This is a genomic window from Desulfurobacterium crinifex, from assembly GCF_054656775.1.
Window position 1 is genome coordinate 122340 of record NZ_BAAHXO010000001.1, and the last position, 14682, is coordinate 137021.

General features: G+C 36.5%; 12 protein-coding genes and 1 pseudogene. 7 read left to right on the forward strand and 6 right to left on the reverse strand.

The genetic code is table 11. The features are described from left to right. The first annotated feature begins 206 nt into the window (after nt 1-206). Complete coding sequence (locus tag ACYQ3A_RS00715) at nt 207-2195, forward strand: helicase C-terminal domain-containing protein (RefSeq protein ID WP_459894584.1); 1989 nt, start codon at nt 207-209, stop codon at nt 2193-2195. 1464 nt (nt 2196-3659) lie between these two features. Here the strand turns inward: ACYQ3A_RS00715 and ACYQ3A_RS00720 are convergent. Continuing rightward, a complete protein-coding gene (locus ACYQ3A_RS00720) occupies nt 3660-4991 on the reverse strand; it encodes an APC family permease (RefSeq protein WP_459894586.1) in 1332 nt (443 codons plus the stop codon). 92 nt (nt 4992-5083) lie between these two features. On the opposite strand from ACYQ3A_RS00720, the gene ACYQ3A_RS00725 reads away from it, so the two are divergent. From ACYQ3A_RS00725 to ACYQ3A_RS00735, 3 genes are all read left to right on the forward strand, one after another. Next, on the forward strand, nt 5084-5506 hold the full coding sequence (locus tag ACYQ3A_RS00725; protein ID WP_459894589.1) for a DivIVA domain-containing protein: 423 nt from the start codon (nt 5084-5086) through the stop codon (nt 5504-5506). A gap of 77 nt (nt 5507-5583) precedes the next feature. Further along, the gene (locus tag ACYQ3A_RS00730; protein WP_459894592.1) at nt 5584-6750 is read left to right on the forward strand and encodes an IS256 family transposase; all 1167 of its coding nucleotides are present in this window, start codon (nt 5584-5586) and stop codon (nt 6748-6750) included. Between the two features lie 67 nt (nt 6751-6817). After that, nucleotides 6818-7489 (forward strand): S1 family peptidase, encoded by a 672-nt coding sequence (locus tag ACYQ3A_RS00735; protein ID WP_459894595.1) that lies wholly within the window; start codon nt 6818-6820, stop codon nt 7487-7489. Between the two features lie 340 nt (nt 7490-7829). On the opposite strand, the gene ACYQ3A_RS00740 is transcribed toward ACYQ3A_RS00735, so the two are convergent. Together ACYQ3A_RS00740 and ACYQ3A_RS00745 are read right to left on the reverse strand one after the other, a co-directional pair. Continuing rightward, nucleotides 7830-8054: a DUF465 domain-containing protein gene (locus tag ACYQ3A_RS00740; RefSeq protein WP_459894252.1), complete on the reverse strand. Its 225-nt coding sequence runs from the start codon at nt 8052-8054 to the stop codon at nt 7830-7832. A 263-nt stretch (nt 8055-8317) separates the two neighbouring features. After that, nucleotides 8318-8437 (reverse strand): annotated as a pseudogene (locus ACYQ3A_RS00745) (transposase); the annotation flags it as partial. A 471-nt stretch (nt 8438-8908) separates the two neighbouring features. Here ACYQ3A_RS00745 and ACYQ3A_RS00750 point away from each other — a divergent pair. Next, nucleotides 8909-9106, forward strand: a complete 198-nt coding sequence (locus tag ACYQ3A_RS00750) for a hypothetical protein (protein WP_459894254.1) — start codon at nt 8909-8911, stop codon at nt 9104-9106. An 18-nt stretch (nt 9107-9124) separates the two neighbouring features. Then, nucleotides 9125-9952 carry a tyrosine-type recombinase/integrase gene (locus ACYQ3A_RS00755; protein ID WP_459894257.1) on the forward strand — a complete coding sequence of 276 codons (828 nt, stop codon included), beginning with the start codon at nt 9125-9127 and terminating at the stop codon, nt 9950-9952. A gap of 15 nt (nt 9953-9967) precedes the next feature. Here the strand turns inward: ACYQ3A_RS00755 and ACYQ3A_RS00760 are convergent, their stop codons facing one another. After that, complete coding sequence (locus ACYQ3A_RS00760) at nt 9968-10804, reverse strand: HNH endonuclease family protein (protein WP_459894259.1); 837 nt, start codon at nt 10802-10804, stop codon at nt 9968-9970. A gap of 140 nt (nt 10805-10944) precedes the next feature. After that, nucleotides 10945-12783, reverse strand: a complete 1839-nt coding sequence (locus ACYQ3A_RS00765) for an AAA family ATPase (protein ID WP_459894261.1) — start codon at nt 12781-12783, stop codon at nt 10945-10947. Nucleotides 12784-12960: 177 nt separating this feature from the next. Between ACYQ3A_RS00765 and ACYQ3A_RS00770 the strand changes: the two genes are divergently transcribed. Beyond that, nucleotides 12961-14028, forward strand: coding sequence for a hypothetical protein (locus ACYQ3A_RS00770; protein ID WP_459894264.1), 1068 nt, complete (start codon nt 12961-12963; stop codon nt 14026-14028). Between the two features lie 461 nt (nt 14029-14489). On the opposite strand, the gene ACYQ3A_RS00775 is transcribed toward ACYQ3A_RS00770, so the two are convergent. Beyond that, on the reverse strand, nt 14490-14682 hold a 193-nt coding region (locus ACYQ3A_RS00775; RefSeq protein WP_459894598.1), incomplete at its 5' end, for a hypothetical protein.

The following is a 14682-nucleotide window of genomic DNA, read 5'->3' on the forward strand; positions in this document are numbered from 1 at the left end:
TTGGATAATCTAACTTTCTTTATATCAACTTCCATTTCGTTTTGTAAATTAATTCTTTTATTCCAAACTGTCAAGTATTAGTTTATACTATATATAAATGATTCTAACTAAATGATATGTTTTATATAATCCGAATTTTTAATTAAAAAAAACATAAGCTATAAGCATTAAGGAAATACATAACATTAGACTTTTAGGGAGGTGTTATGAATGCAACAATTCTTAAAGCTCCAACCGGTTGGGGTAAAACTCAATTTGCTATAGAAAAAGCAAAGGAAATGCCGATAATCCTCGCAGTTCCAACAGTCAAACTTGGTAGAGAAATACTTGAAAGGGCAAGAAATTCAGGAATAGCTGCTGTATTTGTTGAGGGCAGGAGAAACCTTTTATGTGGAAAGAAGGTTAAGAGTTACTTGGAGGAAAGGGATAATAAAAAAGTACTTGCTGAAGACGTTTACAAATTCTGTGAAGATTTTAGTTTTAGGGCAGATAGTCATCCTCAACTAAGACAAACACACCTTTGCTGTGAAAAAGGCTGTCCCTTTGATCCTTTCTCTTATCTTATGGAGATTTCAAGAACTGCTCAGCTTACAATTTGCACCCATGCACTGTTAAAAGTTAACTCTTTCATTCCTCTCTTTGAAAGTGGAAAAGTTCTCGTAATAGATGAAGTCCAGACTTTCATTCGCTCCCTCAGGACTCCAGTTCTGGGATTCAGTTCCGTGTCAATTAGCGAAATCCTTTCTCTTCTTTCTGAAATTTTGAATTTAAAGGAAGCAAAGAAGACAGTGGTCAAAGAAGCACTAAAAAGGATAAAAACAGCTGGAGAAAAAATAGCAGAAGTTACATGCAAAGAAGTTTGCTGGCTTTACAAAGGTGGAAAGCTGAAACTATTATCTCCATCTATGGAACAAGTAAACAGGCATATTGAGGCAGTAATTCAAGGACTACTTTCTATAAGACAAAATGCTTTTAAAAAGAAAACTCTTGTTGTAACTAATGCTCTTGATGAAATAAGCAGAATCGTAGAACTATTGAGAAGGATAAAAGATCCTTTGTTTTATGCTGGTATTTTGAACGATGGCAGTTACGCTACAATTTCTTCAGTTGATGGAAACACCGTATTTGGAATTCATCAAACATTGTTTTCAAATGCAATGTGGAGCTTGTGGAATGGAATTTTAAAAAATATTTCTCCAAAAGAAGTGATTTTCATGTCAGCAACTCTTCCATCTTCTCTAAAGGGACTTTTAAAGCCATTTAAAGAAGTAAAGAGAATTGAACACTCCTACAGGTTTAAGTCAACCTTAGATGTAATTATTGGAAGTAAAGAGTATTCCTATGAAAGCAGAGAGGAATTTATAGAGTACTTCATTTCTCTCTTTGAGAGATTTAAAAGAGATAAGAAAGCCGTTATTCTTGCATCAGCCTTTAGGGACATAGAAGCAGTGAAGGAAGAACTTGAAAGGAAAGGCTATATAGTCTTGGCACAAAACAGGGAGAATGGAATATCTGAGCTTTTAGATCTATTTGAAAATGGAGATTATGATATCTTAATCGGCAACCGTTCTCTCTGGGAAGGATTGAATTTGAAGGTTGACTCTGACTTTTTCGTATTTAAAGTTCCTTATCCCACACCTGAAGAACCAGAAGTGAAAGTTGAGCGAGAATACTGGCAGAGGAATTACTTTCCAATAGTAAAAGAAGACACGAAAAACCTAATGATTCAAGGATTAGGGCGGGTTGTAAGAAAAGATGGGGAAGAAAAAAGGGTGATTATTGCCGATAGGAGAGTCTTATCCTTTGATGATCTCTTTACTGAGATTCCAGCCTACAAGAGTTTTGTTGATCTTTCCAAGTTTCCAGATTGGCAGTTGGAAGAAGAAACAGAAATAGAGATTCCACCGTCGGAAGGAATAAAAGAAAAGTACCCTCTAACCTACGATTGCTGGATTGCTAAAGTTATATCTGGAAAAGAGAAAGAGGTTTTAGAAGAATGCCTTAGAAAATATTTCAGGAAGGATAGAGAAAAGGGAATCATACCGTCTGTTAAAAGATTAAGAGGTAAATTTAGAGAAGAAGGCAGTAGGGATTCCCTTTCTCTTGCTATATCTTTAAAATTACCAAAACCGTTAGTGGGTGTTGCATCGATGTTTGGTATTACTGATGCTGGCGTAAGAAAGTTGCTGAGATAAAGACATTACGGTCTTTGACAGTTGAATATTGTCCGGTTTTTCAGGATGAGCTGATATCAGGGTTGCAAATGAATCATGTAAAATAGGAAAGCTTCTGCCCAGCCGAAGCACTCTATATTTGCTTTTGCAAAAGAACTATTCAGAGTAGGAAGATAGAGAAAATAGAATTCGTGACTATTACAAATGAACTATGTAGAATAGAAAAGGTCCTATAATCTGCAATAGAAGTAAGTTAACCATAACTTGAGCAAACTATGTAGAGTGGTTTTGAAGGCCCTCAGAAGGTTACAATGGAATAAAAATTTTTCTGGCGTTCCTAAATGCTATTAAGCACTTACTTAAAATAGAAACTTTAAAGGCTGAAAAACTCGTCAAAGCCGTAAATAAATCACGTAGAAAATAAAGGGGCATAAGAAATCTATTTTGGTATTGAAACTTAAAACTGGCATAGGATAGAAATGGGAGAAAAGTTTCTTGCCTAAAGTGGATTTCTCAATAAAGACTACATAGAGTGGAAAGCTAATGGTAAACATAAACAACGCTGAACTATATAGCGTAGAGGCTTCATAGAAAAGAGCAGAGGTAACACAAACTTAATAGACAGAAAACTACCATATAGAATGGAAAGCTGTGGACTCTTTCCTGTGTTCAGCAAACACATTTATTTCTATCAGCAAACTACGGTAGAATGGAAAAAAAAGGGATACTGAGTTTGATTAGGGAAAACTGCTATGTAGAGTAAAATTCCCTTTGTAGTTTCTACCAGTGTTGATTCATAATAAACTATGTAGGATAGAGAATACTCCTGACAGAGTGAAGATTTGTCTAAAAAACTACTTAGAATAGGAACAGAGAGTTCACTTCTGTGTTTATCTTGCTCCATTATCCAGAAGCTATATAGAATTAGGAACTTTTGGACAGAATCAGCCTAATCATTAGACGAAAAAAAACTATGTAGAATAGGAACCGTCATGGAACAGGTAGCAATTTCTCTTATTTAGCCTTAGCCAGAACTATGTAGTATAGGAAAGGGGATACTTTCCTTCTAACATTCTGGGAAACATTAGAACTATGTAGGATAGGAAGTCGGTTTTGGAACAATTCAAGTTAAGGCTTTATTGCACCAATTAAACTACGTAGCGTAGGAATGCGTATTTGAAATGTTGAAGTGGACAGTGAACTGGCGAAAAGCTAATATAGAAATCTAATTTTTCTCCTTTAATGAGCTATGTAGGAATAGGAAATGGTTGGCAAACAGCTGAAATTTCAAAGTTATTATGTAGAATGGAAATCGATAGAACCGGGCTTGTGAAGAACAGGCAAATCAGAGACTATTATAGGATTAAAAACTGCGACAATATACGAATATTGATTTATAAATACTAAATCACTTTAAGACAGGCTCGCTCTCCGAGTGTTTTTTATATTTCGAAACACTTTTTCTACTTGATATTACAACAACTATCACAATGTAGTTGTTGGAAATCTCACATAAAGGATAACTGCCAAAGCAGTTAAGACGTATGTTACAAGTATTATCACAATTTCCAAAGGATTGTTTAAGATAAGATAAACGATTATTGCTATCGTTGTTATGCTCATAAGAATTAGTCCCAGAAAAGCAGTTTTCAAATTGGGTTTCGTTCTATCTTTTAGCTTTAGATTAGCTATCGAAACTCCTATAGAAACAAGAAGAAAGGTAAGACTTGAAAACTCCGCAATAATACTAAGTGTTCCGAAAGATGTAAAAATAAGAGCAAGAAATGTTAGAACAATAAGTGACACTACAGGAACAAACTCCTTATTTCTTTTTGAGAAAATGTATGGCATCATTCTTTCTTCTGCCATTTCCGCCATCATACGAGAAGCACCGAAAAGAGTGGAGTTTATTGCAGAACTTGTAGCCATCAGGGCACCAATACCTATCAGTACTTTTCCCCAATTTCCTAATACTGGTTCTGCAACGATTCCAAGGGCATATTCTTGGGCAGAAACTATCTCTTCATACGTTAGAGTTCCAACGGCAACAATAGAAAGAAGAAAGTAGATCGTGCCTGTTATTAGGATCGAACCATAGATTCCCCTTGGAATGTTTTTATCTGGATTTTCCGTCTCAAGCACAGCATTAGTAATGAGCTGAAAACCCTCATAAGCAACAAAGATTATTGCTGCTCCTAAGAAAACTGAAGTCCCTCCTTTTTCGAGAAAAGGAGAGAAATTCTCAGCTCTAACTCGGGAAAGCCCTATTATGGCAAAAAGAAGAAGGATTAGTATCTTTCCATAAACTATAAAGTCTTCAGTAATACCGGATGATTTCACCCCTTTCAGATTTATGTAGAAAAAGAAAAACAAAACAGCTATAGAAAGGATAGTTCTCACAAGAGTTGAGTGGGAAACCCCTAAAAGGTCCGCACCATAAGCACCGAAGGTAAAGGCATAAAGGGCCAGAGTTCCAATATAACCGAGAATTACTATCCAACCCTCGATTCCTGCTATCCATGGCTTATTAGGAAAAGCTTTTCTGAGATATGTATAACTTGCACCATCGTCTTTAAAAGTGAGAGAAAGTTTTACATAGTGATAACCTGCTGTAAGAGCAATAAACATATCTATCAGGAAGGATAACGGGGCTCCATTTCCAGCAAAACTTACAGAGACACCCAGAACAGAAAATATACCTCCCCCTATCATACCTCCGACGCCAATGGCAAGGAGTTCTTTTAACCCTAACTTTCCACTGTCTATTCGATGAAGCTTATTTTCTCTTCCTTTCAAAAGCCTCAATGGCACCTTCACCAATGATCTTCCAGTTCTCAAAGGTTATATTTATTATCCAATATAAATGATTGGAATATTGGAAACTCTTGTTAGCCTTACCGAGGGAGCTATTGAAAAATTTGAGGAAGGGTAAGAAGAGATTAAAACCACAAAAGATAAGTTCAAAAGAATTTACTAAAAAGCTATTCGGATTTGGATACGACCCAGATGAGGTTGAAGCCTTTCCAATGAAAGTTGCTAATGCATACCAGGAACTTTTAGAGGAACGTGAAGAACTTGAAAGAAAGCTTTTAAAAATCGGTTCTGATCTTCAAGAACTGGTGAATAAAGCCCGCAGAAGGATAGAAGAAATTTTTGAAAGAAAGGTGAAGATAGAGAAAGAGATCGAAACACGGAAGAGAGAAATAGAGATGGAAATAAAAACGCTTAGGCTGATTCACAAAAAATCACTCGAGAGGATTAAATTGGTAATTTTTAATATGGCGAAAATAACCAAAGAAATTAAGCCCAACGCTTTGATAGAAGAGCAATAGCAATAGACAACCTTGTTGTTAGAAAGGGGAGTGTCCACCCAAGTGTGTAAAAATTAAACCTAAAGGAGGGTGGACACATGAAAAAGAAATATGATCCAGAACTCATTAAGGATGATCTTAGGAAGCTCATCCAACAAACATTAAAAGAAGCCTTAGAAGCAGAGCTTGAAGAGTTCCTTGGCTATTCAAAGTATGAGCGTACTAATTCTAACAACTCCAGAAACGGCTATATCTCCAAGACTGTTAAAACCGCAGCTGGAGAAGTAGAGATTGAAACTCCAAGAGATAGAAAGGGAGATTTTGAACCCAAAATAGTCAAAAAACGCCAGACAGTCCTTGAAGACCTGGAGAACAAGATAATAGCCCTATATTCAAAGGGAATGACAGTAAGAGACATTCAGGAATTACTCTCCGACATGTATGGAATGGACATAAGTCCTTCTTTGATTTCAAAGATTACCGACAGACTAACTCCGAGAATAGAAGAATGGCAGTCAAGACCACTTGAAAGAATTTACGTTATCCTTTATATAGACTGCATCTTTTACAAAGTACGACAAGATGGCAAGGTAGTAGATAAAGCAGTTTACGTGGTCATAGGGGTAAATAAAGAGGGACGAAAGGAACTCCTTGGTTTTTGGATAAATGAGAGCGAAAGTGCCAGCTTCTGGTTCAAGGTACTAAATGACCTAAAAAGTAGAGGAGTCAAAGACGTTCTGATATTTAGCGTGGATAATCTGTCAGGAATAGGGAAAGCCATAAAAGGAGTATATCCTCAAGCAGAAATACAAAAATGTGTAGTTCACCAGATAAGGAACTCATTAAGATATGTATCGTGGAAAGACAAAAAAGAATTATCATCGGATCTCAAGAGGGTTTATGGAGCAGCTACACTTGAGGAAGCAGAACTTAGGATGAACGAGTTTGAAGAGAAATGGGGAAGTAAATACCCACACGTAGTAAGGAGTTGGAGAGCTAATTGGGAAGAGCTTATGGCTTACTTTAAGTATCCGCTTGAACTCAGGAAACTTATGTACACGACGAACATCATAGAGAGTATTAATAGTAAGTTCAGGAAGGTAACAGATGGAAAGAGGGTATTTCCGAGTGATATGTCAGTTCTTAAGAACCTCTATTTAGCTGCTTTGGAACTTGCGAAAAAATGGAACAGAAGTGTTATCAAGGATTGGGGTATTATTTACGGGCAGCTGTCAATAATTTTCGAGGAGAGGTTAGAGGCATGATAGAATTTACACAGTTCTATGGACACTCCTTTAGAAAGTGTGTATTACAGTTCAGTCGGAGGTTGTCATGCTCGTTTTCTCTGTAATTTTCTTGATAATTTTTCTTAACTTTTGCAATGCAGAACCTTTGGATCTCAGGCTTAAAAGTTTCCTCGTCTCTAATACTGTAACAATTAATTGCAGGAAATGTGACTATACAGAAGACGGTCTAAAGTATTTAGTTAGTTACGGACATGGTTTTATTGTTAAATGTGAAATGGATACGTGTTATGTTCTAACAGTTAATCACATTTTACCGTTTGATGATATTGTTGTTTACAACTCTAAAATGAGACCTCTTGAGGTTCTACAAACAATTACTGACCCTGAGCACAACCTTGCCGTAATTAAAATTAGAGTCAGAAATGCAGGTTCGTTTGATTATACTAATGAACTTGCATCGCCAAAAAAGAATATGAATGTATTAACTGGCATTATAACCACTTTTGGATTCGTTGTTGAACGTGGGAAAATCCTCAACATAAGAAAAGAAAAAGGCCTTGAAGTGTTTGAACATAACCTGTATCTGAACTCAGGCTACGATGGTTCCATTGTTGTTAATGAAAGTGGTCAAATAGTCGGTATTAACCTAAGTAGATCACCTAATGGAAATGGATTGGCTATTTCAGTGAATGAAATTAGGAAGTTCCTTAATTTGATTTTCTATAGGGACAAAGCACAAAATAGCAAGATAAAGTAAAAAGTTTGAACCGGCAGAGTTAAAGATAGGAACGGACAACAAACTCGTTCTAAGTACAGTTAAGTGTAGCGAAAACAGATATATGGTTCTTTTGCGTTTTACTGTTGAAGCAGTCGTGAACCTAATAAATAAGATTTTTAAAGAACTCAGATGAAAATCTTTACAAAACGAATGTATAATACTCCCTGATGACTGATGATAATATCCTCCTTCAGCAGAGGAAAATGCCTACCAGCAATTGACATAGTTTTCCACTTAACTGTGGAAAACCAATACAAATCCTATTGTAAGAAGCCAAGCTATTTACCTGGAAATTCAGAGCTTTAAAAAATTCTATCTCTTATTGATCCTCCTGGGCTTTTTTCATAAGAAGCATCATTTCGTCACGAAGCCTTAACCTTTCTCTTTTTAACTTCTCAAGTTCAATTTCTTCTTGAGGTGTTAGAACGTGTTTTTTCTCCATCTTATCTATAATATCATCAAGTTCTTGGTGCTTTTTCTCAAGGATTTTAAAGTAGTGAAACTTCTTTCTTGCAAGAGCCTTTAGCTCTTCACCTCTAACCATCTTTTATCCTCTCTAAGTTGTTTTATTACTGTTAGGAACCAGCAGAAACATAAATAAAATATATTCGAGATATTATCCTTCTACCTCTTTGACTCCCTCTATTTTTCTCAACTCTTTGGCGAGTCTTAAAAGAAGTTCTAACCTATTCATAACACCATCCTTGACGAAGAAGGTCTGAGGTGGATCCCTAATTTTGCACCACTATTCTATCATTCATAGTTAATACCTTTCTCCCGTAATAAACCTCATCAGGTGTTCGGTAATCAATTTTTCCACTTGGTTACAAGGATTGGATGAACGCCGAATTCTGATGCTATCTGGGAGATGGTCTTTTCTCCATTGATGGCTTTAATAGCTACCTTGGCTTTGAATTCTGGCGAGTAGTTTTTTTCTCTTTCTCATCGGACTCCTGTTTAAAAATTTTAACTAAGGGTGTGGTGCGGTTTTTGGGATCCACCTCAGTCAGACAGTAAAATTTTTATATTCAGGTTGGTGGTCTTCCCAACCTCTGCCAGCGTAAAACCTTTAGATTCCCCTCTCCTTATCCCCCACCGGCTTAGTAGCCGGTGGGGTTCCTTTAAACTCTGCATAAATTCATTAAGAACAGTAAACTATAAACCTTGGAGGACTGCAATGACATTGGATGCGTTAGTAGAGGAGTAAATCTCTAATAAAGCTCCATTTTTGAAATGTCAATAATTCATTGATTTACAATTAACCACTTTTAGCATTTTAATGTAAAAATTACAAATACACAAAAATTTACACAAAAATTCTGATACTTGACTACAAACCTAAACTGGTCATAAACCACATAGATAAGATAACTTATCTATGTAAAAGAGAGGTTAAAAATGGAAAGAAAATATTGGTTCGGATTTAGACAAACCCATCCCCCTCCTCCAGGAGAATGGGTTCCATGTGGCCCCTACTCCTCTTATGAAGAAGCTATGAGGGAAAGAAACAAAGCAAAAGCGTGGGATTCTCAAGTAACAGCAGTTTTCACCGCCTCTAACAAAGAAGAGGCAAAGGAAAAATTAAAATTCTTTTAGGAAGGAAACAGTGAAGAAATGACTGTCAAAGAGGCTTTGGAACAGTGGGAAACTTATGCCCTGCACAAGCTCTCCCACAGAACATTTCAAGCTTACCGTCGCCGTTTAAAGGAACTCCTCTCCACTATCGGAGACAGGGAGCTCCCCCTTTCAAAGCCTGAAATTGCCCACGCAATAGGAAATATCATCTCAAGCTCTGTTAGGGAACAGACGATAGCAGCCTATCAGTCCTTGAGAAAGTTTCTCAGGGACTTTTCCGAGATAGAACTTCCAGAAGTCCCGGACTTTATAAAGCCGAAAACCAGAAGGGAGCTCCCTAAACCTGTCTCCGAAGAAGTATTCTGGAAAATGCTAAGGATTGCAGAGGAAAGAGCAAAAGAAGGCTTCCCTTGGAAGCTGGCAGCCATTATACTGATGGGACTGGCAGGGCTAAGAGCAAGTGAGGCTCTGTCAGTCAACCAATTCAGTCTGGAGAAAGATAGCGAAGGAGTTATTTGGATAAGAGTCAGAGGGAAGGGACGGAAAGAGAGGCGTATTCCTTTACCGAAGAACCAATATATTGAATGGCTCTGGGAAAACAGACAAAAGGTTCTACCCTTGGGAGTGCACTATCAAACACTTTATCAGACCGTTCAGTCTATAGGGAAAAAAGCTGGGGACCCAAGCGTCACCCCTCACCAGTTGAGACATACATACGGAACAATGCTATCTCGCAGAGGAATACCTGTCCAGATCATTCAAGAACTGATGGGGCATTCAAGCCCAATAACAACGATGGGATATGTTAAGATAGCTGACAAGCAGAAAGTTGAAGCCGTAGAGAAGATAAAAATCATCACAGATTAGCAAAGTTCAAATATACTACCCACTGTTTATTTCCTCATAAATATCAGAGATTAACTTCGATAGAGGACGTCTATGAAAGTTCTCCCTATCGTAGGCAGAAAAGAAAAGCCTATACCAGTCTTTCTCGGAAATAGAACCAAGTAACGACAAACCTTCAAGAACACTATCCAGCATTTTAAAATACTCCTTGGGATAAAGTCTTGACTTCAGTATCACTTCAGCAACGACATCTTTATGATGCATATATGCTTCTATTAGACGAAAATATCTTACATTTTTCTTATATTCCGTAAAAATTTTTATACCCTTTATACCCCTCTCTATAGCCTTTAAATTAATAGCTAAAACTCCCATTTCTTTATCATCTAATTCTATGTCATATGAGAAAACAAAATCTCTATCATCAATTTCATAGGGACCTTTCAAATCCTTACAAAACTTTTCCCCTTTCGAAATATTACAGAAATAGCAGCACGGGATTAAGTTATACAAACTTACAGAAAAGATAAAGTACTTTGACTTCGGAAAGAAATGATCAAAATGAGGCCTAACGCCTCCCTTAGAAGAAGAAATAAGCTGGATATATTCCCTGTTACAATAAGGACAAGTACTCACATCAATAACCTTAAGAAGAGAATAAGAAAAATCTTTCCTCCTCTCAGCAAGATACTCATACCAGTCTATAAACAACTTCTTCAAACTATTAAGTCCTCGGGCCTTAGAAAATTCAGATGTAAACTCTTTACCTAACTCTCTGAGTTTATCTGGTCTTCCTACGAGGATATCTTTTAATTTCTCTTCCAACCAGCATCTAAGCTTCTTATTCCTTAATCTTCTGATTTCAGACTTCAAACTTCTCTTTTTTTGGCCACCTAACAAAAAAAATTTAGCCCTACTATTCCAATCTTCGACTTTCCTCTGTGAGGAAAATTCCCCAGTTACATACTGATAATACTCTTCCTCTACATCTTCAGGAAAATACCTCAAAGGTATCACCCCAGCTCTCCAAACCTTTGTTTTAGTTTAATCCTCAGAATTCTATCCCCCAACTCTTCAACAAACCAATCCCTATATTCTTTACTAAAAGTACCAGGTTTCTGAAACAGTTCAACAATCTTCCGCCTTACAAATTCTCCAATCGCTACCTTTAAAAAGAATCCTTTATCAAGCAGAGCATAAATATTTTGAGCAAGGGTTCTATCTCCCTCAGAAAACTTTTCAACTTTAACTCCGTTATCTTTCGTTAAGAGAACGATATTAGAAGAAGGGATGTCCGAAACTAAAAAAGGCGAATGTGTAGCAATAATAACCTGAAAGTTCTTATCAAAAAGACTTAAGAATCTTGATAAACAGGCTATAAACTTTCTCTGCCATTCAACATGCAAGAAAACATCAGGCTCATCAAGTAAAAGCAAAACATCTTTTACACTTACTTCCCTTACTGCTTCTTCTATATCAGCAAAGAGAAGGAATAGTCTTTCCAAACCTGTAGGAAATCCTTTTAATACTCTTATGTTGAAAGGTGAACCGAAAACGAATTCATTTTTAATCTCCACTAAAATATCTCTCAATTTCTTCAAGTACTCTGGAGTTGCATTTATTACATAATAAAAAGACGACAACTCATCAGCAGTATTTAACAATTCTTCTAAACGAGAAAGAATCTCTAAGATCTTATCTATATCCCCAAATACTGCCTTTTCTTTTTTCTCTCCTGTGAATATAAAAATACCTTCTCTTAAGACCTCGAAAGATTCCCTTAATCTTCTATGTCTCAAAAGCTCTTCTAACTTCTCAAGCTTACTATTAAAATCATCTTTTTCTATTAAGTTATACCGCCTATCAAAAAGCAAAATATTAATAAGGATAGCTATCAGAAAAAGCACATAAAAATGCAGAAACTTATCACTAAAATCTCCCAACAGCTCTTCCAATTCCCTATAAAGTTTTTTTAATATCGGATATTTTCTCCTCAGTTTTTCATCTCTTATCATGGAATGAAAATCCTCAAGCAACCTTTTATTTGGATATATTTCAATACTTAAATTATTTAGTGCAAGCTCCATTATATCGTCATCAAAAACTTCTTTCTCCATTAGAATACTCAAAATCCTAAGCACTTTTTCGGAGCGAATAATTCTCAAAGAAGACTCTATTCCTTCTTGTAATTGGTGCCCACTACTAAAAAATCCTAAGCTTCTTTCATCAATTACTTTTCTCTCTCCAGAGAGAACCTTCAAAGTTTTTTTCAAATAACTCTGCACAGCTTTTGCAAACTCAGACACTAAGGTTGAGACTTTTCCTTTATCCGAAAAGACACCATACCCCAAAATCTCCCTATAGGGGAAAAAATAAATGTCAGAAGACAAAAGTATAGGAATCACAGTTGTAACTTGATATAAGTTAACATTGGTTTTGAAAGAATGTGGAGTTACTTTCCTCCCCTCTTCTAACTGCTTCCTGGAAAAATAAAAAGGTTCGTCTGATATACCGAAAACTTCAAACTCTTTTTGAGTACCAATTTCATCTGTATTCCAAAAGACAGCAATCAATCTTCCTTCTTTTATATCTCCGAAGGGAAAACACAACAGACAGTCCATAAATCTTGTTTTCCCCGCTCCATTTTCTCCAAGTATTAAGGAATAAATCTGATTAGATGGATAATACTCTATTAATCCACTCCAAAACGATTCATCATATTTATTCAGCTTCAAAACTACCGAATCTGATTTATTAGAAATAATATCAAAATCTAAATTTCCAAGTAAATTAAAATGCTGCCTATTAAAAGGATAGAACCCCTCTACATAAAGATAAGTAAGCAACTTCATACTCTTCCTCCAATTTGCTAATTAAAAACTCAAAAAGCATTATAACCAATAGGCTTTCGGTTTCATCTCTATCAAAAGTTAAACATCTAAAGTAAAAGAAATGGACCATTACGCCGATTTGACATTTCTGTTTTACAGGATTATATTACTTCTTAAGCGATATCCAAGGAGGGAACTATGGAGTTTCTTCAAGAGTTTGAAAGGATTCTCTCAGAACTATCTGCTCACGTTAGGGAGGGAAGAGAAATATCTTACCGTGATGGAGCTTACGGAATAACCGAAATCATAAGCTGTCCTAAGAAAGCCCAACTTCGCCGTCAACACCCAACCTTAGAGGTTAGAAACATTGCCATAGACGATGGCTTTCTGTTTGAGAAAACAGTAAAGGAAGTTCTCAAGAAGATATTCGGCAACAGGTTTGAAGAGGAGAAAGTCCTCAGCTACGATTTTACCGTTGACGGTGAACCTTTCTCCATTGACGGACACTTAGATTGCTTTATCCAGTATAACAGCAACAAAATAGTAGGACTGGAACTTAAACACACGGTTCTTTCCTTTGATAACGAAACTTCAGGACGGCCAGAAGAACTGATAATTCTCCAGCCAAACAGCAGGAGAATAAGCATCAACTATAAGTACATACTGCAAGCTAAAATACAGAAAGCTTTACTTGAATGGCAGTACCCTGATAAGGAAATAGAACATTATCTTGTCATCAAGACAACCCTTAGAACACGCTACAAAATGGGTAAGAGCATAGTTGTTCTCCCAACTACAGAATCTATCTCCCGAGAAGAGCTTGAGGAGATAATTAGAATGTTCAGAAATGACCCCCGCCCCCGTGCCAACTGGGAGTGCCAATACTGTATCTATCGTCAGCACGGACTCTGCAACGGCTCAGAAAGCGCCAACACCACCCTTGAACACGAGAATGCAGAACTCATAATGGAGCTACTGGACAGATACAGTAAAATCCAGACGGAAGCTCAGATGATACAGGAGCAGCTAAAACAACTCATCAACGGAACGATTGAATATAAAGGGAAAGAAATAGGCTGGACTTACCAGGAGAGGACTTCATGGGATATCAAAGCCTTCGTTAAGCTACTAAAAGCAAAAGGCTACAATCCCTTAGAATACCTTCAAGTGAACGGCAGAAAAGCAAGGCTCTTGGAAAATGAGCTTGGAGAAGAGCTTAATAAGGTAAGAGAGAAAACAGCCAGGACAGTGTTTAAATTACTATAATTAAACAAAACAACAGAGGGTAGAATGCAGGAATCCATTGAAAAGGTATTTGGTACTTGTAAAGCCATTATCAGTGCAATCTTACCTTGCACTTACATAATCTTGGCTTTGTCAGGTATCTGGATATTCCTTTACTCAATCTTTATAGCCAAAGGAGTCACATTATTTTCTCTCGTCCCTCAAACTTTAATTTACTTGTTCTTATTTATATCTTTAACTGTAGGTCTCTTTCCTGCTTTCACATTCGGAATTTTCTACATAACGAAATCCCACTTTAAAGAACTATTCAAAAACAAGAAGCCCCAAATTCCTTCTCTCAAAAAGCGCTTAATTATTTCAACAACACTAATTAGCTGCTTACTCGGTATAATCCCTCTCCTTCTTATATACAAAAACCCCAAGCATCAAATAGCTGCTATGTTAATAATAATCATACCTTCTACTCTCACAGCCATCAGCGGCTACTTATATATCAAAGACTTCCTTAAAATGCAGAAAAAAGAGAACAAACATCCTAAAGGCTTACTTATAACAATGATTATATGGTTTAGCATTTTACTTCCATTTTCATTGATTTTTCCAGCACTAATAAGTACGTTGTTCCTAACAAAAACAGCCAGTAAGTTCCAAGATGTTTCTATTATGGTCTGGATT

What these genes read in the sequence shown, in the direction of transcription:
- ACYQ3A_RS00715 (WP_459894584.1), top strand. Translation starts at nt 207, where the DNA reads ATGAATGCAACAATTCTTAAAGCTCCAACCGGTTGGGGTAAAACTCAA.
- ACYQ3A_RS00730 (WP_459894592.1), top strand. Translation starts at nt 5,584, where the DNA reads ATGAAAAAGAAATATGATCCAGAACTCATTAAGGATGATCTTAGGAAG.
- ACYQ3A_RS00735 (WP_459894595.1), top strand. Translation starts at nt 6,818, where the DNA reads ATGCTCGTTTTCTCTGTAATTTTCTTGATAATTTTTCTTAACTTTTGC.
- ACYQ3A_RS00740 (WP_459894252.1), bottom strand. Translation starts at nt 8,054, where the DNA reads ATGGTTAGAGGTGAAGAGCTAAAGGCTCTTGCAAGAAAGAAGTTTCAC.
- ACYQ3A_RS00750 (WP_459894254.1), top strand. Translation starts at nt 8,909, where the DNA reads ATGGAAAGAAAATATTGGTTCGGATTTAGACAAACCCATCCCCCTCCT.
- ACYQ3A_RS00755 (WP_459894257.1), top strand. Translation starts at nt 9,125, where the DNA reads ATGACTGTCAAAGAGGCTTTGGAACAGTGGGAAACTTATGCCCTGCAC.
- ACYQ3A_RS00765 (WP_459894261.1), bottom strand. Translation starts at nt 12,783, where the DNA reads ATGAAGTTGCTTACTTATCTTTATGTAGAGGGGTTCTATCCTTTTAAT.
- ACYQ3A_RS00770 (WP_459894264.1), top strand. Translation starts at nt 12,961, where the DNA reads ATGGAGTTTCTTCAAGAGTTTGAAAGGATTCTCTCAGAACTATCTGCT.